This is a genomic window from Bradyrhizobium algeriense, assembly GCF_036924595.1.
Classification (GTDB): domain Bacteria; phylum Pseudomonadota; class Alphaproteobacteria; order Rhizobiales; family Xanthobacteraceae; genus Bradyrhizobium; species Bradyrhizobium algeriense.
Window position 1 is genome coordinate 5928393 of the sequence record NZ_JAZHRV010000001.1, and the last position, 19457, is coordinate 5947849.

The following is a 19457-nucleotide window of genomic DNA, read 5'->3' on the forward strand; positions in this document are numbered from 1 at the left end:
AATCTCGAGATTCTCAGGTGCGCAATTGCGCACCATAGTTCGATTCTTCGCATCGCCCCGGAATGACGGCGTCTAATCACGCCCGCGGCGCGCAGCGGACATAGACCATGTTGCCGTAACGGACCGCGGCATCCTTTTCGATGAAGCGGGTCACGAGCACGCGGCCGTCGAACGAGACGATCTCGCGGTCCTGCTCGCCGGGCGTCGGGCCGGGCGGACCGATATAATTCTTGCCGCTCGGGCTGCCCTTGAGGCGCAGTTCCTGCGGGGTGGCCTGGTCGGCCAGATGCATGACAACACCGCCGGAGGTGCCGGCGCCGATCACATAGGGCTGCTTGCACTGCCCGCGCGCCGCGGCTTCGGTGCGGGCGCGGTCGTTGGGATTCTGGAACGAGGCGAGGCCCCAGCGGCCGACGATCTCGTCGGAGCGGATGGTGGCCGGCATATCGGGCGCGACGCCGGGCTCGGCCTCGGGCGCCGAACTGGACGACAGCGACGGCAGGCTCATGCTGCTGCACGCTGCCAGCAAGATCGTCAGCGCCGATGCGATCGCCAGATTGGCAACCGTACGCGCATTACGTGAGCTGATCATCGTATTCCCCCGAGCAATTCCTTGGCCGCTCCCGTCAAGCAGCCAATCGTAAAAAGCCTGCCGGAGCAATGACGTCCGTTAAATTACGCCGCTGCGCCGATTTGGTTTCTGTGGGACCATCCTATATTGGCCTCAAGAAGGCCTTAACCCCCTTGTTTGCTTGACAGGATCAGCGCCAAGCCATATTCCCCGGCCCCACGTTTAGCACTCAAATCCGACGATTGCTAAGGGTCATGCTGTCCCGCCCGGGGCGGCGTCGAATACGCGGCATTATCAGCCATTTTCGTGGCACAGACCTGAAACCACGCCTTCCATGGAACTTCAAGAGGAGACGTCATGGCCAAATCCAAATTCCGTCCGCTGCACGACCGCGTCGTGGTCAAGCGCATCGATGCCGAAGAGAAGACCAAGGGCGGCATCATCATTCCCGATAGCGCCAAGGAAAAGCCGTCGCAGGGCGAAGTCACCGCCGTGGGCCCGGGCGGCCGCGACGAGGCCGGCAAGCTGATTCCGATCGACCTCAAGGTCGGCGACCGCGTGCTGTTCGGCAAATGGTCGGGCACCGAGGTCAAGCTCGACGGCGAGGAACTCCTGATCATGAAGGAGAGCGACATCATGGGCGTGCTGAGCTGAGCCGATAGATCCGAGCGGTAACCGCACCCACAGGTGTCATGCCCGGACTTGATCCGGGCATCCATCATTCTTCTGAAGAGTCTTACGCAGGCGATGGATTGCCGGGTCAAGCCCGGCAATGACGAGCTAACAACGCGGCAAGGGCCGTACCCATCATTCCAGGAGCAATTCAAATGGCTGCCAAAGACGTTAAATTTTCCGGCGACGCCCGCGACCGCATGCTGCGCGGCGTCGACGTTCTCGCCAACGCGGTGAAGGTGACGCTCGGTCCGAAGGGCCGCAACGTCGTGATCGAGAAGAGTTTTGGCGCACCCCGCATCACCAAGGACGGCGTCACCGTCGCCAAGGAAATCGAACTCGAGGACAAGTTCGAGAACATGGGCGCGCAGATGCTGCGCGAGGTCGCCTCCAAGACCAACGACACCGCCGGCGACGGCACCACCACCGCGACCGTGCTGGCGCAGGCGATCGTGCGCGAAGGCGCCAAGTCGGTCGCTGCCGGCATGAACCCGATGGATCTGAAGCGTGGCATCGACATCGCGGTCCACGCCGTCGTCAAGGATCTCGAAAAGCGCGCCAAGCCGGTCGCCTCTTCGTCCGAGGTCGCCCAGATCGGCACCATCTCGGCCAACGGCGACACCGCCATCGGCAAGATGATCGCCCAGGCGATGCAGAAGGTCGGCAATGAAGGCGTCATCACGGTCGAGGAGAACAAGTCGCTCGAGACCGAAGTCGACATCGTCGAGGGCATGAAGTTCGACCGCGGCTACCTGTCGCCCTACTTCATCACCAACGCCGAAAAGATGACGGCCGAACTCGAAGACGTCTACGTGCTGCTGCACGAGAAGAAGCTGTCGGGCCTGCAGTCGATGCTGCCGGTGCTGGAAGCCGTGGTGCAGTCCGGCCGTCCGCTTTTGATCATCGCCGAGGACGTCGAGGGCGAAGCGCTGGCGACGCTGGTGGTGAACCGCCTGCGCGGCGGCCTGAAGGTCGCCGCCGTCAAGGCGCCGGGCTTCGGCGATCGTCGCAAGGCGATGCTGGAAGACATCGCGATCCTGACCGGCGGTCAGCTGATCTCGGATGAACTCGGCATGAAGCTCGAAAGCGTCACCATCAACATGCTCGGCCGCGCCGGCAAGGTGGTGATCGACAAGGAGAACACCACGATCGTCAAGGGCGCCGGCAAGAAGAAGGACATCGAAGCCCGCGTCACGCAGATCAAGGCGCAGATCGAGGAAACCACCTCGGACTACGACCGCGAGAAGCTGCAGGAGCGCCTTGCGAAACTGGCGGGCGGCGTCGCCGTGATTCGCGTCGGCGGCGCGACCGAAGTCGAGGTCAAGGAAAAGAAGGACCGCGTCGAGGACGCCCTCAACGCGACCCGCGCGGCCGTGCAGGAAGGCATCGTGCCGGGCGGCGGCGTGGCGCTGCTCCGCGCCAAGAAGGCCGTCGGCCGCATCAACAACGACAATTCCGACGTCCAGGCCGGTATCAATATCGTGCTGAAGGCGCTGGAAGCTCCGGTTCGCCAGATCTCGGAAAACGCCGGTGTCGAAGGCTCGATCGTGGTCGGCAAGATCCTCGAGAACAAGTCCGAGACCTTCGGCTTCGACGCCCAGACCGAGGAATATGTCGACATGGTCGACAAGGGCATCATCGACCCGGCCAAGGTGGTGCGGACGGCGCTGCAGGACGCTTCGTCGGTCGCGGGCCTGCTGGTGACCACCGAAGCCATGGTCGCCGAACTGCCGAGAGAGCCGGCGCCGGCGATGCCCGGCGGTGGCGGCGGCATGGGCGGAATGGGCGGCATGGGCTTCTAGAGCATTATCGGTTCTGATTGAATCAGAACCGAAGCTCTAGATTCTTGTTTTGACGCGTTTTCTTCACGCGAACCGGTACCCACTTCGCTCGAAAACGCTATAAAGCCCGGCTTTCCCGAGTAAACAGATCGAAGGCCGCCTCCGGGCGGCCTTCTTTTTTGGCTTTTTTGGCAATGAAGCGCGCCCGATCCGGTTCAGGACGTGCTTGGCTCGAAAACGCTGCCGGGGTTTGCTACTTACGACCCCTGCCGATTCCATCGTTTCAGGGAATTTCATATGCGCGCGCGGTTCCTTCTCCTGCTCGGTCTGATCACGGTCTCCCCGGGCCTCGCTTTCGCCCAGATGAAACTTCCCTCCAAGACGGCGCCGGGCGCCATCGAGACGCGCTATTTCACCGCGATCGACGGCCTGATGGACGGCAATGCCGACGTCATCCTAAAGGAAACCCGGCAGGGCAAGAACGTCATCGCAGCTACCCTCGACGTCTGCTACCCCGTCGCGAAGGGCTCCGACCGCAAGGACCGCTTCGTCGCCAATCTCGCCGTCCTCAACGGGCAGAACCTGACGGGCACCACGCAGAGCCTCGGTGACAAGCAGCCGGTCATCGTCAAGCTGTCGCGTAAGCCTGTCGGCGACACCTTCGAGTTCCGCGGCCAGATCACGATTGGCCAGACCGTGACCGAAGTGACCTCGACTGATAATTCCGATCTCAGCGAGAAGGAATTCCTCGACAACCAGACCAGCGACGACGGCATCACCCCTGCGCCAAAGGATTTTACCGACGTTTCGCCGGAGGCGTTCGGCGTGCGGGTCAAGCTCGACGCCGCGCTCGATTTCCTCAAAAGCCTGAAGGGCGAGGCTGTCGAGGTCGGACTCTCGAGCCTTTCGATCTCCTGCGATGCGCTGCGCGCCGGCGAGCAGACCATCAACCTCACGGCCGATCCGGAGCGCACGGCCGCGCTGATTGCCAAGGCCAAATCGATGCCGGGCGTGGTTGCGGCGGGATGGACCAGCGGTTCTGTCGAGATGGACCGCACCATCCGCTTTGCGGCCGCCGAATGGCGCGACGGCGACAAGATCAACAAGGACAAGATCGCATCGGCGATATCAGCCGTTCTCTCCAGGACGCTCGCAGCCAAGGCGGCGGGCGCCGACTGGGACGCCAATACCGGAAAACTGACGTTGACCTTCAAGCGGCCGAGCCCGGTCTATCCGCCGCTCGGGCTCACCGAAACCGTCGAGGTCACCGCGCTGGTCTCGCCGGACAAACCCGGCGCAACCGACCGGCTGATGCTGTGGATCTCGAGCCCGGTGATTACCACCGCAGATGAAGGCACAGGCCCCAAGCTGAACCTGTCGGAAGAGTCCACCGGCGACGAGGAAGGCGGCGAACCGAAGGATGACAATGGTTCGGTCGAGGCCCTGGCCAAGGAGTTCAAGGGCCAGCGCTGGGACGCGGACAAGTCGGTGTGGAAGTGATCCGCATGCCGGCACGACAGGGTGACCGGCAGGCTGCGCACGCGTCAATGCCCCCATAGCGGACCAGTGCGCAAATGATCCGGTCCCGGGCTTTGATTGTTAAGATTCGATTCAGCTTCCGGGAACATCATCGGTTCACCGAAAATTGGGTCACGCCATGCAAGACCGCGAGCCGAGTACCTTTGAAATTTGGTCGGGGAATGTGGTTCGCGACCGGCGGCCGCAGCCACCCGCGGGCCTGTGGAATTTCCTCAAATCCGATCGCGACGAAGTATTGGTGGTGCGGGAGCCATTTGGCGATCAGGCACGCGCCGCTTTGCTGGTCACTGTCGCACTGGTGGCAAGCTTTGGACTGGGATGGGCCGGCGGCCTGAACTGGCCCGAGTTCGCAAGCGAGCTCGGCCTTGTGGAACTAGCGCAGAAAGAAACGCCCGCGCCGCGAATTTCCGAGGCACGATCGAGCGGCAGGATTGAAGGCGCTCGAAAGACGGCATCCGCGTCCGATTCGCCCGCCATTGTCGGGAGCATTCCTAAGCCACCCGCCCTGTTGCCGGGCGGTGCACGCCCGTCTGCGGGCCCGGCCCCCCAGGCAAATGCGGGCCCTTCGGCCGCTGCGATCGCGATGCGGCAGCCTTTGGTGGCGGCGCCGGAAACCAAGCCGGCGACGATTCCCGGCTGGACGGTGGTCGATGTCAGGGACGGCACCGCTGTTCTCGAAGGTCCTGACGGAATCCGGATGGCCGCACGCGGCGACACCATTCCCGGGCTAGGACGCGTGGAGTCCATCGTGCGCTGGGGCAACCGCTGGGTCATTGCCACCGCCAGCGGATTGATCGCGACGCAGTAACCGGGCCTTCCGCGCTAGAGCATGCTTCAACTGAGTCGAATCATGCTCGTCGATCATCTTCTTGTTTGAGCATGATCTCCGGGCAAACGCTCCGCGTTTGTCCCGAGGGAAAACCGGTGTCCACTTTTCCGGATCGTGCTCTAGTTCGTGTTGATGCGAAACCGCAGCGTCTTCGCGCCGACGAACGACACGAAATCGCCCTGCCGCTTCCAGGTGCCGGCATCTGTCAGCGCCGCGATCAACTCGTCATCGGCTTGCGCCCGGTCCGGCGGACAGGGCCGGTTTTCCATCGCGCCGGCGACGAAGATCACGGTGTTGCCGGCAACCGAAAACTGGCCCTTGCCGCCCTTGCACCAGAGTTCGAGCACCACCTCGCCGGCATCGCCGATCTCCAGATTGGGTATCCGCTTGGAGCCGGGCTGGCGGTTCACGTCGAGTTGCATTTCCGTTCCGAACGGAAAGCCGTCATCGGCCAGCGCCGGGCTGAAATGCAGGGCGGTTGCGATCAGCAAGAGCGAAGCGGCGCCCGCCTGAAACATACGTGCGAACGAAATCATGCGACCTCTCGAACTCAAACCCAACACCGCACGCCGTTCTAGTGAACAACGACGCGATTGGCTAGAAGCTTTCGAATATGCCGCATGTCGGCGATGCAAGGCGAGGCGCGACTCTTCGGCAGCCAACGTCGATAGCGGGATGATCCCTCCGAATTGATAGTCTGGTCTCGAGTTGCAGCAGTTGCAGCGTGGGATCGACTTGACGGCCCGCCCGGCATATCCGCGTTGTTTTCAAAGCCGGACCGTCCGCGTGCGGTGGCACTTCAGGCGCTAGAGCCGCGTGATTTCACAAGCCATACCAGGGCAATAGCCACTATGCCGGTGCCGATTACAAGCCAGAGCGAGGCCTGTCTGCCGGTGAGCGTATAAGCTATCAGGAAGCACATAAACCACATTGCGCCGACAGCCGGCGCGATAGAGCGGAGTTGAGTTGGCATAGGGGGCACTGAACCACCTTTGATTGTGCTTATGCGCCACCTATAGCGTGTCCTCGCGGGTTGAAAAAGCAATATCAGGCAAGTTGTGGCTGCAAAGAGCCGTAACCAACATTTTATATTCGCGATTTGGACTAATACTGCCGCGACACGCAGCAACCTCGGCAATGGGTCAACCCCGAAAGTGCGGACACACGTTGAAGACCCGGGGATGTCGGCCGCGCGGGGACCATGTCGGTTGCTCTTGATGGCGTCGCTATTTCAAAACCATCATCGTGAACGGATGAACGTAGGCCTGCAGCGTCACCAGCACGCCGACGAGGCAGGCCAGCACGATCGAATGCAGAAACACATAACGCAGGATCGAGCCCTCGTGGCCGTACCAGTTGGTTGCGGTCGAGGCGACGACGATGGATTGCGCGTCGATCATCTTGCCCATGACGCCGCCGGAGGAGTTGGCGGCGGCCATCAGCACCGGAGACAGGCCGAGCTGTTCGGCGGTGATCCTTTGCAGATTGCCGAACAGCACGTTGGAAGCGGTGTCCGATCCCGTCAGCGCCACGCCGAGCCAGCCGAGCAGCGTGCCGAAGAAGGGATACAGCACGCCGGTAGCGGCAAAGGCGAGGCCGAGCGTGGCGTCGACACCGGAGAGCCGCGTCAGCGTGCCGATCGCGAGCATCGCCGAGATCGTGATCAGCGAGATCGCGCACAGCCGGATGGTGCGGCCATATTCGCCGACCATCTTCAGCGGCGAGAAGCCCATCAGGAAGCCGGAAATAACAGCGGCGATCAGCATGCCGGTCCCGGTGAAGGACAGATAGGTGAAGTCGAACAGCGCGGCCTCGGGCGTCGGCTTCGCGGCCACCGGCGGCACCTTGTTGATCATGTTGTGCAGCTCGGGCACCTGATATTTCCAGACGAAGATCGAATTCGCCCAGTTCTTGAACGCGCCGGTGCCCCAGATCAGCATCACGACGCAGACGATGATCCACGGCAGCAACGCGCTCCAGAGCTGCGCCTGGCTCAGCTTCGCCGTATCCAGCGGCTTGGCGGGCGCCATGGTCGCAGCCGATTGATCGCGTCCGCGCAGCGCCGCAGAGGTCCAGAGCTCGCCGGGTTGCCACACCCGGAGGAACAGGATCAGGCAGCCCATCGAGATCAGCGACGCGCCGATATCGACGATCCAGGGATTGATGAAGTTCGAGATCACGAATTGCGGGACCGCGAACGAAACGCCGGTGACGAGGATGGCCGGCCAGATCGTGATCATGCCGCGAAAACCGGCGAACGCCCAGATCAGCCAGAACGGCACGATCAGCGAAAAGAACGGCAATTGCCGGCCGACCATCGCGCCGAGCACATAGGGGTCGAGGCCGGTCACCGACGCCAGCCCTTGGATCGGCGTGCCGAGCGCGCCATAGGCGACGGGCGCGGTGTTGGCGATCAGCGAAAGGCCGGAGGCTGCCAGCGGCGAGAAGCCGAGGCCGATCAGGACGGCGCCCGTGATCGCGACCGGCGTGCCGAAGCCGGACGCGCCTTCGAAGAACGCGCCGAACGCGAATGCGATCAAAAGCAGTTGCAGCCGGCGATCGGTGGTGACGCCGCCGATCGCCCGCTGCAGCAGCTCAAACCGGCCGGTCTCGACCGTGATGCGGTAAAGGAAGATGACGTTGAGCACGATCCAGCCGATCGGAAAGAAACCGATCACGACGCCGAGCAACGAGGCACGGATCGACATGTTGGCGGGCATGGTGAAAATGCCGATGGTGATGATATTGGCGACGAACAGCGCGATGATGGCCGCGAGATGCGCCTTGACCTTGCCGCTGGCGATCAGCACCAGCAGCGTGACGACGGGCACGGCGGCGGCGATCGTCGACAGCGCGGCGTTGCCAAGCGGATTATAGTGTTGGTCCCACATTGCGGTTCTCCCACATTGTTATTGGCGCGCCCGCCAGCGTGGATGGCCAGACGCGAGTTGAGCGATTCGCGGGAACAACCGTGGAAAAGCGGGGTTGAGCCGCCTTGGCATCGCCAACGCTCACAACCTCGCGAAGTTCGATGGCCGCCGCCCCTCGCCGTCACAGCCATGCTAGGGTCTGGCCGGAAGCCGCGACAAGTCGCCGCAGGCAGCCAATTCCATAACCTTAGTAGTAGACCCTAATTCCTGCATCCCTTCAGGGCTTTAAGCCCCATTTCCGGAGACGGTGATCTGTGAACAACCTCCGCCCGACGCTCGCCACGGTGTGGCGCATCTCCGCCCCCTATTTCCGCTCCGAAGACAAATGGGCCGGCCGCGGACTGCTGGCCGCCGTGATTGCCATTGAGCTTGCGATCGTCGGCATCAACGTCCTGATCACTCAGTGGAACGCCCGCTTCTACAACGCCCTGCAGGATCGGAACTGGGACACCTTCGTCAGCGAGATCATCTATTTCAGCGTCGTTGTCAGCATTTTCATCGTGCTGGCGGTCTATCAGCTCTATCTCAATCAATGGCTGCAGATCCGCTGGCGGCAATGGATGACCGCGCGCTATCTCGGTGACTGGCTGCATCAGGCCAATCACTACCGGATGCAGCTTCAGGGGGATGCCGCCGACAACCCCGACCAGCGCATGACCGACGACGTCAAATTGTTCGTCGATCGCACGCTCAATATCAGCCTTGGCCTTTTGAACTCGATTGTCACGCTGGCGTCCTTTGTCGTGATGTTGTGGGGCCTTTCGAATGCCGCGCCGCTGCACCTGTTCGGCCAGGAATATGCAATTCCCGGCTACCTCGTCTGGTGCGCGTTGATCTATTCGGTGCTCGGCACCGTGCTAACCCATCTGATCGGTTGGCCACTGGTCGGCATCGATTTCCGGCAACAGCAAGTTGAAGCGGATTTTCGCTTCAACCTGGTCCGCGTGCGGGAAAACTCCGAACAGATTGCGCTATTGCACGGCGAGCAGGCCGAGCGCGAGCGCCTTCTGGTTCGCTTCGGACGCGTGGTGGAGAACTGGCTCGCCATCATGAACCGGACCAAGAAGATAACGGCGTTCACCGCCAGCTATAATCAGGCTTCGGTAGTCTTTCCCTACATCCTGGTGGCGCCGGCTTACTTCGCGGAGAAGATCCAGCTAGGCGGCATGATGCAGACCGCATCGGCGTTTTCGAACGTGCAGAGCGCGCTTTCGTTCTTCATCACCATCTATCGTCAACTGGCGGAATGGCAGGCTGTGGTGAACCGTCTCGACGGGTTCGAGGCCGGGATTGCAGCGGCAAGAGAACTCGCCCAGCAGAGCGATCGAATTCACGTCGTCGCCTCGCAGGGCGACGGCGCCATCGACCTCAAGGAGCTGGCGCTGCGGCTGCCGAACGGAACGCCGCTGGTGAACGCGAGCGGACTGAGTTTGCGCAAGGGCGAGCGCACGCTGGTGACCGGGCCCTCGGGCTCCGGCAAATCGACGCTGTTCCGTGCCATTGCCGGCATCTGGCCGTTCGGGACCGGCTCGATTTCGATTCCGGCGGGGGCAACAATGATGATGCTGCCGCAGCGACCGTATTTCCCGACCGGATCGCTGCGAGGCGCGATCGAGTACCCCGCCAAGGAAGGGACGTTCACCGACGGGCAAATCGGCGGCGCGCTCGAGCAGGCAGGACTGCCGAGGCTCGCGTCGCAACTCGACGAACACGGGCACTGGAACCGGACGCTCTCGCTCGGAGAACAGCAGCGCCTTGGACTGACCCGCGCGCTGCTACACACGCCGCAGTATTTGTTCCTGGACGAAGCGACGGCGTCGCTCGACGAACCTTCGGAAGCAGCACTGTATCAACTGCTCGAGAAGAAATTGCCGGCGACCACCATCGTCTCGATCGGCCATCGCTCGACACTGGATGCCTTCCATCAGCGCAATGTCAGCCTGGTGCGCGATGGTGAACGGTTTGCGCTACGGGACGAAAAGCCGACCGCACGAACGACATAGACCCGTAGCCCGGATTTACCACCAGCGCCGCGGCCAGGGCTGGCGGCGCACTCCGCGGTGCCAGAGATAGGAGAACGCGGTCAAAAGCAGCGCGCCGGCAAGCACCGGCGCCAGCAGGAACGTCGAGGGCAGATTGCCTGATACCACCAGCAGCGGGTTGATGCCGGCCGGCGGGTGAAACGTCCCGGTCACGTACATCGCCAGAATGGCAAGGCCGACGGCGGCGGCCGCGGCCCAGGCCTGCGGCCCGGTCAGCTTCAGCACGGCAAGCCCGACCAGCGCCGATATCAGATGACCGCCGATTAGAGCGCGCGGCTGCGCCGGCTCGACGTCCGGCGAGCCGATCACCAGCACGATCGAGGTGGCGAACGGGATCACCGCGAGCGGATAATGCGCGGCGAACGAGAACAACTCCATCACGCCGATGGCAATCGCGCCGCCGAGTCCTGCGACCGCGCCCGCCACCACGTTGCGGTGATCGTTGCGGGAGATCGCTTGCCGCACTACGCGCCGCCAATCCCGTTTCATCCGCGCCACCCAAAAGAGAAGGGGCGGCAGATCGCTCTGCCGCCCCCTCGTCTTCGACAGGAAGATCTTACTTCAGGTTGGTCATCGCGGTCAGGTCAGCCGAGAGCTTGACGATGCCGGCCGCGCCGCACCAGTTCGAACCGACGCCCGACGGATTGATCGGGGTCACGAACGTGCCGAGGTTGGTCCCGTTGATATTGCCACGGGCCGAGAAGTCGCTGGTGAAGGCGTTGCAATCACCCTTCGACAGGTTGGTGTCGGAATAGCGGAAGTCCAGCGTGAACACCTTGTAGGTGAAGCCGACACCGATGTTCCAGGTGTTGTAGTCGGCGTAGTTGATGCCATTCGGGAACAGCGCGGTGCCGTAGAACGAGTCCGAGGTGCCCAGCCACTGGCGGCCGAATTCACCCGACACGTACATGCCGATGCCGCTGGCGCCAAACCAGGTGCTCGGCGCGATCGCCTTGCCGACGATCGAGGCGTAGGTGCCCTCGGCGCCGCTGTTAAGGAAGCTCGGCGTATAGTAGACGTTGCCGCCCAGCGAGAAGTTGTCGTTGAAGGTGTAGTTCACCTTGCCGTAGACTTCGAAGAAGCTGACGTCCTTTTTCAGAACGTTGCTGTTTACTAGCGCGTTCTGCAGACATTCGGCGCTAAGCGGAACGCCGGCGGCATCAGTCGTCCCACCATTAAATGCGTTGACTGCGCCGTATTGGCAGGTGCCGCCCGGATACAGATAGCCCCAGGCGCCGACGTCGAAGGCGAATTGGCCGACCGTCAGGCGGGCGCCGCCGTAGGCGTCGACTTCAGCCGCCGCACGGTTCGGGAACGAGATGCTCGCTCCGCCCAGACCGACATAGAGCTGGAAGTCCTTGGTGACGTTGTAGCGTGGCTCGAAATAGACGTTGACCGACGGCTTGTGGTTGGACTGGGTGATGCCGCGGAAGATGTAATCGTTGGTGATGCCGGCGCCGAAGGCGATATCCCAGGGATCGAACGCGACCGGCGGCGGCGCCTTGACGGCCTTTACCCGCAGATCCGCAGCGAGAGCCGAACCCGATACCATTGCCAGCGCCGTTGCTAACAAAACCAGTTTCTTCATGACGATCCCCATCCACCCTTCTTGACAGTCCCGTTCCGGCCCCCCAGGGCAAACGACAACCGACTGCGGCCAAATGTCTTAACGTGGTCACACAGTGGTCTGCGGCATCACGATCGTGAAGCAAAAAAGGCAAGCATGTGCCGCCTTTTTAGGCGCTTTGACCATTTCGATAAATCTTCTCCGCGTGTGTTGCATTCTCACAACAATTTTTAGGGTTTCGTGCTGTCAGGGCGACATGCGGAACTGAAAAAAGCAGCAGCGGCGAAATACCGGAGGACGCCTTTTTGCGAATCAACCTTCCCATAAAAATACGGCTCCGGTCGCTCGGGACACCTCACGAAACAGCCCGCACGAAAAAGGCCGCAGCGCTGGACGCTGCGGCCTCTAGAAACGTTATTCCAGCAGGCGACCGTCTAGTTGTGGTCGCCGCCGTTGGACGAGCCGGACCCCCATGAGGGTGCAGACGGCTCCGGGGTGGCCCAGCTCGGTGCAGGCGCGGGTTCCGGCTCTGGCGCGGCCATCGCGGGCTCCGCCTTGGGCGCGGCGGGCTTGGCAGCCGCCTTCTTTTTCTTCGCCGGGCTCTTCTTTGCAGCCTTCTTCGGTGCGGCAGCCTTTGACTTCTTGGCGGCCTTCTTGGCGGATTTCTTTGCGCCCTTCTTGGCAGCCTTCTTCGCCGATTTCTTCGCGGCCTTCCTTGACGCCTTCTTGGCGGACTTCTTTTTCGCCACTACGGCCTTCTTGGCCTTCTTAGCCTTCTTGCCCTTCTTACTCTTCTTCGCCATCTGGTCCTCCTGTTGCCGCTGTCCATGTCTGTCGAGCGCTTCGAATAGTCCGTGGGCCAGACCGGGACGACACTTCTTCGAAGTGCCCTCCTACTCTATCCCCTGTCCGGGCGCGATCTCCGGGCAAACGCTTCGCGTCTGTCCCGAGGAAACCGGATGCCGATCCCGCCATCCACACGCGGGGGGCAGACGTTCCGGATCTTGCCCGTAGGCCGATCGATCAATTCAATCCCTGGCCGATCGATCCAGGCTTTGGACCTCCTGTCGCCCAATCGAGAAGCTCAATCGTGTGCACCACAGGAACTGATGTACCGCCGGCAATCTGAACCATGCATCCAATATTGCCTGCAGCGATCATGTCCGGTTTGACTGTCGCAATATTGGCGATCTTCCGATCGCGCAATCTGCTCGCAATGTCGGGCTGGAGAATGTTGTAGGTCCCCGCCGAACCGCAACACAAATGGCTCTCGGGCACATCTTTCACCACGAATCCATTCTTGGAAAGCAATTCTTTCGGAAGGCCTGTGATTTTCTGCCCATGTTGCAGCGAACAGGCGGAGTGATAGGCGATTGTGACGTCGCCTTTTTGTGTCGTTGGCGCGAGTTGAATGCCGCCGAGAAACTCCGTGATATCCTTTGCCAGCGCGGAGATTTGCGCTGCGGGGCTAGCGAAATCGCGGTCCTCGCGCAGCATGAAACCATAGTCCTTGATGACCGTGCCGCAGCCCGATGCCGTGATCAGGATGGCGTCGAGGCCGCCTTGTTCCGCTTCCTTTTTCCACACGTTGATGTTGGCGCGGGCCCGCGCCAGCGCGTCGCCGTCCTGCCCGAGGTGATGGGTGAGCGCGCCGCAGCATTGCTCGTCCTTGACCAGGACGACTTCGATGCCATGGCGCGTCAGGAGACTGATGGCGGCCTGGTTGATGCGTGGCGCCAGCACCTGCTGGGCGCAGCCCTGCAGCAGCGCGACCCGTCCGCGTCGCTCGCCGATGGCCGGAAAGACGCTGCCGCCCGAGGGTCCCGGCGCCGGGAGGCCGTTCGGCGCGAGCGCCAGCATCGCCTTGATCCGCCGCAACAGGCCGGGTGTCGCGGCCGCATTTGACGCCGGCAGCAGGGCCGCAAACGGCCGGGCGAGCCGCGCCATGATCATGCTGGCGCGAAACAGCTTTGGCCGCGGCAGCACCCGCGCCAGCACCGCGCGCAAGGCCCGCTCGGCCAGCGGCCGCGAATAGTCCCTCTCGATCCGGACCCGCGCCTGATCGACCAGGTGCATGTAGTGCACGCCCGACGGACAGGTCGTCATGCAGGCAAGGCAGGACAGGCAGCGGTCGATATGCTTGACCACCTCCGCTGTCGGCGGCTTGTCCTTTTCCAGCATCTCCTTGATCAGGTAGATGCGCCCGCGCGGGCTATCGAGCTCGTCGCCGAGCAGCACATAGGTCGGACAGGTCGCGGTGCAGAAGCCGCAATGCACGCAGGCGCGCAGGATCTTGTCGGCTTCGGCGATATCAGGATTGGCGAGCTGGGCGAGCGAGAATTCGGTTTTCATGTCGCTGTCATCAGCAGCATACGGCCGCGGTTGAGGATGATCTTGGGATCGAAACTGTTGCGCACGCGCTGGCTTAGCGCGGCGAGGCCGCCGGCCTGCGGATGGAAGACGTCGACATTTCGCCTGGTCTCTTCGGGCGCCCGGAGCAGCGAGGCGTGGCCGCCGGCCGCCTCGACGCGCTGACGCACCAAAGCCGCCTGCGCGTCCGGCTTAGGTGGCAATGCCGCCCAGATCAGGCCGCCGCCCCAGTCGTAGATCACATCGCCCCCGCTATCGCGCGCCAGAGCCTGGCCGAGCGCGCCGCCGGAAGCCGGCGGACAGACGATCCGCCACACCGGCCAGGCGCCGAGTGCGCCGCTGGCGGCAAAGGGTTCGACGTCGCGGATGGCGCCCCACGCCGCCGCCGAGGCCGCATCCTGCAGCGTTTCCACAGACCCGAACGGCGACAGCGTCTTGCCGAGCGAATTAGCGCGATCGGCCACTGACGCGGCGATGCCCTCCAGCCGCAGCAGCGTGGCCGCCCGCCCCTGCGTCAAAAACCCCGCAAGCTCGCCCGTCGCGGGCCGGAATGCCGAGTTCGGCAGGTGGGCCGCGCCCGAGACGTCGAATGGCGAGCCGAGCGCCGTGGTCATCGCCCGGTTTGCGGTCACGTGGTCCAGCCCGCTTAGCACCAACGTGCGCTCGCTCTCGGGCTTCGGCATCACCTTCAGAGTCACTTCTGTCATGACAGCCAGCGTGCCCCACGACCCCGCCAACAGTTTGCAGAGATCATAGCCGGTGACGTTCTTCACCACCCGGCCGCCGGTCTTAAAACTGTCGCCGAAGCCGGACACCGCATGCGCGCCGAGCAGATGATCCCGCGCGCCGCCGGCCTTGATACGGCGGGGACCGGCGAGCCCCGCCCCGATCATGCCGCCGATCGTGCCGTTGCCGGGCACGCCCAGCAGCGCGGAAGTGTCGATCGGCTCGAAGGCGAACTGCTGGTTCTTGGAATCGATCAGCGACTGCACGTCGGCGAGCGGGGCACCCGCCTGCACCGTGATGATCAACTCGTTCGGCTCGTAGGCGGAGACCGCGTTCAGGCCTGAGAGGTCGAGCACGGCATTGGTCGCCATAGGATGGCCGATCAGCCGCCTGGTGCCATGGCCAATGATCTCCAGGGGCTGGTCGCTGGCGATCGCCGCCCGCACCGCCTCTTCGACGTCCCTGGCGTCACGTACTTTTAGGGTATCCACGGCGTTACGCCTGCCCGTTGCCGTCATCGTCCGCGAAAGCGGACGATCCAGTAATCGCGCTGCGCGTACTGGATACCCCGCCTTCGCGGGGTATGACGATTGAAAAATCGGAGAAGGCCATCATCAAAATCTCGGAATATCCGGAAACGCGAGCTTGCCCCCGTGCACATGCATGCGGCCGAGTTCGGCGCAGCGGTGCAGCGTCGGGAACACTTTTCCGGGGTTGAGCAGACCCTGCGCGTCGAACGCACATTTCAGGCGCTGCTGCTGGTTGAGGTCTACTTCCGAAAACATCTCGCCCATCAGGTCGCGCTTCTCGATGCCGACGCCGTGCTCGCCGGTGAGCACGCCGCCGAACTCGACGCAGGCCCGCAGAATGTCGGCGCCGAAGGCTTCCGCCCGCTCGATCTCCCCGGGCTGGTTGGCATCGTAGAGAATCAAAGGATGCAGATTGCCGTCGCCGGCGTGAAACACGTTGGCGACGCGCAGATTATATTTGGCCGAGAGGTCGCGGATGCGCGCGAGCGCCTTCGGCAGCGCCCCTCGCGGAATGGTGCCGTCCATGCAGAGATAGTCGGGCGAGATCCGGCCCACTGCCGGGAATGCCGCCTTGCGGCCGGCCCAGAACAAATTGCGTTCGGCCTCACTGGTGGAAATCTGGCAGGTCGTCGAGCCGCAGGCTTGCGCGATCGCTTCGACGCGCTTGATCAGTTCGTCGACCTCGACGCTCGGGCCGTCGAGTTCGATGATCAAAAGCGCCTCGACGTCGAGCGGATAGCCGGCATGGACGAAGGCTTCGGCGGCGTGGATCGCGGGCTTGTCCATCATCTCCATGCCGCCTGGAATGATGCCGGCGCCGATGATGGCAGCCACGCATTCGCCGGCGGCCTCGACTTCGGCGAACCCCACCATCAGGGCGCGGGCCGTCTCCGGTTTCTGCAGGATCCGCACCGTGATCTCGGTGATGACGCCGAGCAACCCTTCCGAACCGGTGATGATGCCCATCAGGTCGTAGCCTGAGTTCTCCGCCGCCTTGCCGCCGATGCGCAGGATCTCGCCGGACATCAGCACGATCTCGCAGCCCAGCACGTTGTTGGTGGTCATGCCGTATTTCAGGCAATGCACCCCGCCGGAATTCTCCGCGACATTGCCACCGATCGAACAGGCGATCTGCGACGACGGGTCGGGCGCATAATAGAATCCGGCATGCGCCACCGCCTGGCTGATGGCGAGGTTGGTGACGCCGGGCTCGGTCACCACCACGCGGTTGTCGAAATCGATCTCGCGGATGCGCTTGAACTTGCCGAGCCCTAGCAGCACGCCGTCGGCCAGCGGCAGCGCGCCGCCTGATAGCGAGGTGCCGGAGCCGCGCGGCACCACCTTGATGCCGTGCTCGAAGCAGTATTTCAGGACTTTGGAGACCTGTTCCGTCGTGTCCGGCAGCACCACAACCATCGGCGGCTGCCGGTACGCCATCAGGCCATCGGACTCGTAGGGCAGCATTTCGGCCGCGCTGTCGATCACGCCCTCGCCTGGCACGATCGCGCGCAAGGCTGTAACGATGGCGTCACGGCGATCCAGGACCGCCTGATCGGAAGCCGGCATCATGATGGCCATGCGTATCCTCAAAGCCTCGCGAACGAATTTGTGATGCCAAATCAAGCACGTCTACCAAGGTTTGGGTAGGCCATCCGAAAGTTGGATTGCCGTCCCTCCGAACGATGAGTTCTCTCTGGGACAAGCCGGCCATGGGCAAAACTGTCAAAGTTTCGTGGCTTGTCCAATTCAAGCGGTCCTGCCACAAGAAATCCGCCTCTCTACCCGGGAAGAAACGAAGAGCACCACATGAAAACATCGACTTTGAGCGCGCTGGTTGTCGTTACCTCTTTGGCCACAGCAACGGGCGCGCTGGCGCAGGACGCTGCCGCCGGCAAGTCCTCGTTCAACAAATGCCTGGCCTGCCACGCAATCGGCGAAGGCGCCAAGAACAAGGTCGGCCCGGTGCTGAACGGGCTCGACGGCCGCAAGTCCGGCACCGTCGAGGGCTATAATTATTCCGACGCCAACAAGAATTCCGGCATCACCTGGAACAAGGACGTGTTCCTCGAATACATCAAGGACCCGAAGGCGAAGATTCCCGCCACCAAGATGGTGTTCGCCGGCATCAAGAACGAGAAAGAGGCCGGCGATCTCTGGGCCTATGTCTCCTCGTTCGACAAGGACGGCAAGACGAAGTGAGAGCTGTTTCTTCACCCTCCCCTGGAGGGGTCCGAGACGAGCGGAGCTCGCTCGTGGGTCGGCTCACATGGAGCGCAGCGAAATGTAAGACGGGGTGGGGTGATCTCTCCACTCGGTCACTGTTGGGTGTGGAGAGACCGTCACCCCACCCCGCCGCTACGCGGTGACCCTCCCCCTCCAGGGGAGGGTGAGACGACGCCCGAGTTCGCCCGTTCAAGCCAGCGTGTGCACGATCACCGGTCCGGCCATCGCGGTGGCCGGCCCGGTCAACAGCGGCGCCAGATCGTGCTCGATCCATGCCAGCGCGCGCTTGTTGGATTCTTCAGCGGCCGCAAAGTTGTTGAACAGGCTGATCGCGATCACCGTGTCGTCGGGCGCATAGACCACGTAATAAGCCATGAATCCCTCGACCCCGCTGATGACGGGAATCGCGCCTTCCTTGATCCTGCGCGTGAGCTCTTCGGCCTTGCCGGCCTTGGCCTTGCCCTGACGAATGGCGGCGTACATGGCGCTCTCCCTCGAAGGTCGGCTGCCCGATATCGCGACTCTTAAGGTTCATCCACGGCGGGACGAGCAGCGGAATCCCGCGCACAGCGATCGTACCCCATCCGGAGCCGTCAGGCCACGCGCGGCGTCACCGTCGCCTCTGATCGCGCAAAAGCGCGTCGATAGAACCGGGCTCCCGCACCCGTCAATCGGCCGCCGCTGCCGCCCTCGGCGTCATCGCGCCCATCATCGCCTCCACCTCTGCGATCGCGAGATCGGGCGCCGCTTGCTGAACCATGTGGCCGACGCCGGGCAGCACGATCAGTTTTGCATTCGGCGCAACGGCAGCGAGCGGTCGCGAATGGATGCAGGTCGAGACCGTCTTGTCGGATTCATCGCCCGTGATGATCGTGATCGGCGCCGTGATCTCGGCATAGCGCGGCGCTTGCTCGGCCACAGCCGCCTTTAACGTCACGAAGTCACGCGCATTGGCGATGAATTCGCGCGGCCGCAGCAGCAGCGGCGTCGCAGTGTCCCTGACAAAGTCGTCCGGCATGGTCTGCGGCAGGAACACGACGCGCGCGCCGCGTTCGGCCAGCAAATGGCCGAGCGGCAGCGTGATTGTATAGGCGAGCAGCGGGCCGATCACCGGCGTCGCGATGATCTTGTTGTATCGCCCGACGCCGCCCGGCCAGGGATAGGCGACCGGCGCCAGCATCACGAGACCCGCCACAGTTTGCGGCTCATCCAGCGCCATGCGCAGGCCGAGGGCGCCCGCCCAGGAATGCACGACGAAGATCGCCTGGCCGACGCCGAGCTTTGCCAAAGCCTCCCCGATCATCCGGCCCTGAATTTCGGGCGTCGAATCCTCCAGCCGGAGGCGGGTGCTCCAGCCATGCCCGGGACGGTCGATCAGGATCACGCGGTGCTTTCTGGCAAGCCGTTCTCCGACCGGCCGCCGCATCACCTCAAGATTGGAACTCGCACCATGCAGCATCACGATCGGCGGGCCGGCCGCATCGTGCGGGCCGAGATCGAGGATGTGGAGGGCTCCGCCCGCCACCTCAACTATCCTGCCCCGAGCCGGATGGGCCCGTTCGCTGAGAAAAACGCCGACTTGCGTGATCAGCGCCAGCAGCGCCGCCAGCGCCGCCACTACTATCACTACCGCCATCGAGAATTTCCGGCTGATTTTCTGCACCGGCGAGCTACGGC

Annotated in this window: 17 protein-coding genes; 6 read left to right on the top strand and 11 right to left on the bottom strand. The window is 63.1% G+C overall.

From position 1 onward, the window contains the following. Positions 1-76: 76 nt before the first annotated feature. Positions 77-592, bottom strand: coding sequence for a hypothetical protein (locus V1286_RS28645; RefSeq protein ID WP_334485297.1), 516 nt, complete (start codon positions 590-592; stop codon positions 77-79). Positions 593-928: 336 nt separating this feature from the next. Here V1286_RS28645 and V1286_RS28650 point away from each other — a divergent pair, with 336 nt between their 5' ends. From V1286_RS28650 to V1286_RS28665, 4 genes are all read left to right on the top strand, one after another. Continuing rightward, complete coding sequence (locus tag V1286_RS28650) at positions 929-1225, top strand: co-chaperone GroES (RefSeq protein ID WP_057853021.1); 297 nt, start codon at positions 929-931, stop codon at positions 1223-1225. A 173-nt stretch (positions 1226-1398) separates the two neighbouring features. Continuing rightward, positions 1399-3045, top strand: coding sequence for a chaperonin GroEL (gene groL / locus V1286_RS28655; RefSeq protein ID WP_334485299.1), 1647 nt, complete (start codon positions 1399-1401; stop codon positions 3043-3045). A 276-nt stretch (positions 3046-3321) separates the two neighbouring features. Then, on the top strand, positions 3322-4524 hold the full coding sequence (locus tag V1286_RS28660) for a hypothetical protein (protein ID WP_334485301.1): 1203 nt from the start codon (positions 3322-3324) through the stop codon (positions 4522-4524). Positions 4525-4681: 157 nt separating this feature from the next. Continuing rightward, the gene (locus V1286_RS28665; RefSeq protein ID WP_334485303.1) at positions 4682-5371 is read left to right on the top strand and encodes a hypothetical protein; all 690 of its coding nucleotides are present in this window, start codon (positions 4682-4684) and stop codon (positions 5369-5371) included. 140 nt (positions 5372-5511) lie between these two features. Here the strand turns inward: V1286_RS28665 and V1286_RS28670 are convergent, their stop codons facing one another. Together V1286_RS28670 and V1286_RS28675 are read right to left on the bottom strand one after the other, a co-directional pair. Further along, positions 5512-5928 carry an META domain-containing protein gene (locus V1286_RS28670; RefSeq protein ID WP_334485305.1) on the bottom strand — a complete coding sequence of 139 codons (417 nt, stop codon included), beginning with the start codon at positions 5926-5928 and terminating at the stop codon, positions 5512-5514. A gap of 690 nt (positions 5929-6618) precedes the next feature. After that, entirely contained in the window at positions 6619-8283 is a 1665-nt protein-coding gene (locus tag V1286_RS28675) for an L-lactate permease (protein ID WP_334485307.1), read from the bottom strand. Positions 8284-8576: 293 nt separating this feature from the next. Here V1286_RS28675 and V1286_RS28680 point away from each other — a divergent pair, with 293 nt between their 5' ends. Next, complete coding sequence (locus V1286_RS28680; protein WP_334485309.1) at positions 8577-10325, top strand: ABC transporter ATP-binding protein/permease; 1749 nt, start codon at positions 8577-8579, stop codon at positions 10323-10325. A 15-nt stretch (positions 10326-10340) separates the two neighbouring features. Here the strand turns inward: V1286_RS28680 and V1286_RS28685 are convergent, their stop codons facing one another. The 6 genes from V1286_RS28685 to V1286_RS28710 form a co-directional block, all read right to left on the bottom strand. Then, positions 10341-10853, bottom strand: a complete 513-nt coding sequence (locus V1286_RS28685; RefSeq protein WP_334485311.1) for an HPP family protein — start codon at positions 10851-10853, stop codon at positions 10341-10343. Positions 10854-10920: 67 nt separating this feature from the next. Then, on the bottom strand, positions 10921-11952 hold the full coding sequence (locus V1286_RS28690) for a TorF family putative porin (protein WP_334485313.1): 1032 nt from the start codon (positions 11950-11952) through the stop codon (positions 10921-10923). Positions 11953-12365: 413 nt separating this feature from the next. Further along, positions 12366-12734 carry a hypothetical protein gene (locus tag V1286_RS28695; protein ID WP_334485314.1) on the bottom strand — a complete coding sequence of 123 codons (369 nt, stop codon included), beginning with the start codon at positions 12732-12734 and terminating at the stop codon, positions 12366-12368. Between the two features lie 220 nt (positions 12735-12954). Next, entirely contained in the window at positions 12955-14283 is a 1329-nt protein-coding gene (glcF, locus tag V1286_RS28700; RefSeq protein WP_334485316.1) for a glycolate oxidase subunit GlcF, read from the bottom strand. Continuing rightward, positions 14280-15518 carry an FAD-binding protein gene (locus V1286_RS28705; RefSeq protein ID WP_334485318.1) on the bottom strand — a complete coding sequence of 413 codons (1239 nt, stop codon included), beginning with the start codon at positions 15516-15518 and terminating at the stop codon, positions 14280-14282. Before V1286_RS28705 ends, glcF begins: the two co-directional genes overlap by 4 nt. Before the next feature lie 123 nt (positions 15519-15641). Beyond that, the gene (locus tag V1286_RS28710; RefSeq protein ID WP_334485320.1) at positions 15642-17135 is read right to left on the bottom strand and encodes an FAD-linked oxidase C-terminal domain-containing protein; all 1494 of its coding nucleotides are present in this window, start codon (positions 17133-17135) and stop codon (positions 15642-15644) included. Between the two features lie 228 nt (positions 17136-17363). Between V1286_RS28710 and cycA the strand changes: the two genes are divergently transcribed. Further along, positions 17364-17756 (top strand): cytochrome c-550 CycA, encoded by a 393-nt coding sequence (gene cycA, locus V1286_RS28715; RefSeq protein ID WP_334485322.1) that lies wholly within the window; start codon positions 17364-17366, stop codon positions 17754-17756. Positions 17757-17969: 213 nt separating this feature from the next. On the opposite strand, the gene V1286_RS28720 is transcribed toward cycA, so the two are convergent. Both V1286_RS28720 and V1286_RS28725 read right to left on the bottom strand, forming a co-directional pair. Then, entirely contained in the window at positions 17970-18263 is a 294-nt protein-coding gene (locus tag V1286_RS28720; protein WP_108519923.1) for an antibiotic biosynthesis monooxygenase, read from the bottom strand. A 184-nt stretch (positions 18264-18447) separates the two neighbouring features. Then, complete coding sequence (locus V1286_RS28725) at positions 18448-19416, bottom strand: alpha/beta fold hydrolase (protein WP_334485326.1); 969 nt, start codon at positions 19414-19416, stop codon at positions 18448-18450. Between the last annotated feature and the right edge of the window lie 41 nt (positions 19417-19457).

Coding starts and splice junctions, on each gene's coding strand:
- glcF (WP_334485316.1), bottom strand. CDS start 14,283: ATGAAAACCGAATTCTCGCTCGCCCAGCTCGCCAATCCTGATATCGCC.
- groL (WP_334485299.1), top strand. CDS start 1,399: ATGGCTGCCAAAGACGTTAAATTTTCCGGCGACGCCCGCGACCGCATG.
- V1286_RS28710 (WP_334485320.1), bottom strand. CDS start 17,135: ATGGCCATCATGATGCCGGCTTCCGATCAGGCGGTCCTGGATCGCCGT.
- V1286_RS28665 (WP_334485303.1), top strand. CDS start 4,682: ATGCAAGACCGCGAGCCGAGTACCTTTGAAATTTGGTCGGGGAATGTG.
- V1286_RS28650 (WP_057853021.1), top strand. CDS start 929: ATGGCCAAATCCAAATTCCGTCCGCTGCACGACCGCGTCGTGGTCAAG.
- cycA (WP_334485322.1), top strand. CDS start 17,364: ATGAAAACATCGACTTTGAGCGCGCTGGTTGTCGTTACCTCTTTGGCC.
- V1286_RS28720 (WP_108519923.1), bottom strand. CDS start 18,263: ATGTACGCCGCCATTCGTCAGGGCAAGGCCAAGGCCGGCAAGGCCGAA.
- V1286_RS28670 (WP_334485305.1), bottom strand. CDS start 5,928: ATGATTTCGTTCGCACGTATGTTTCAGGCGGGCGCCGCTTCGCTCTTG.
- V1286_RS28660 (WP_334485301.1), top strand. CDS start 3,322: ATGCGCGCGCGGTTCCTTCTCCTGCTCGGTCTGATCACGGTCTCCCCG.
- V1286_RS28725 (WP_334485326.1), bottom strand. CDS start 19,416: ATGGCGGTAGTGATAGTAGTGGCGGCGCTGGCGGCGCTGCTGGCGCTG.
- V1286_RS28685 (WP_334485311.1), bottom strand. CDS start 10,853: ATGAAACGGGATTGGCGGCGCGTAGTGCGGCAAGCGATCTCCCGCAAC.
- V1286_RS28695 (WP_334485314.1), bottom strand. CDS start 12,734: ATGGCGAAGAAGAGTAAGAAGGGCAAGAAGGCTAAGAAGGCCAAGAAG.
- V1286_RS28645 (WP_334485297.1), bottom strand. CDS start 592: ATGATCAGCTCACGTAATGCGCGTACGGTTGCCAATCTGGCGATCGCA.
- V1286_RS28690 (WP_334485313.1), bottom strand. CDS start 11,952: ATGAAGAAACTGGTTTTGTTAGCAACGGCGCTGGCAATGGTATCGGGT.
- V1286_RS28675 (WP_334485307.1), bottom strand. CDS start 8,283: ATGTGGGACCAACACTATAATCCGCTTGGCAACGCCGCGCTGTCGACG.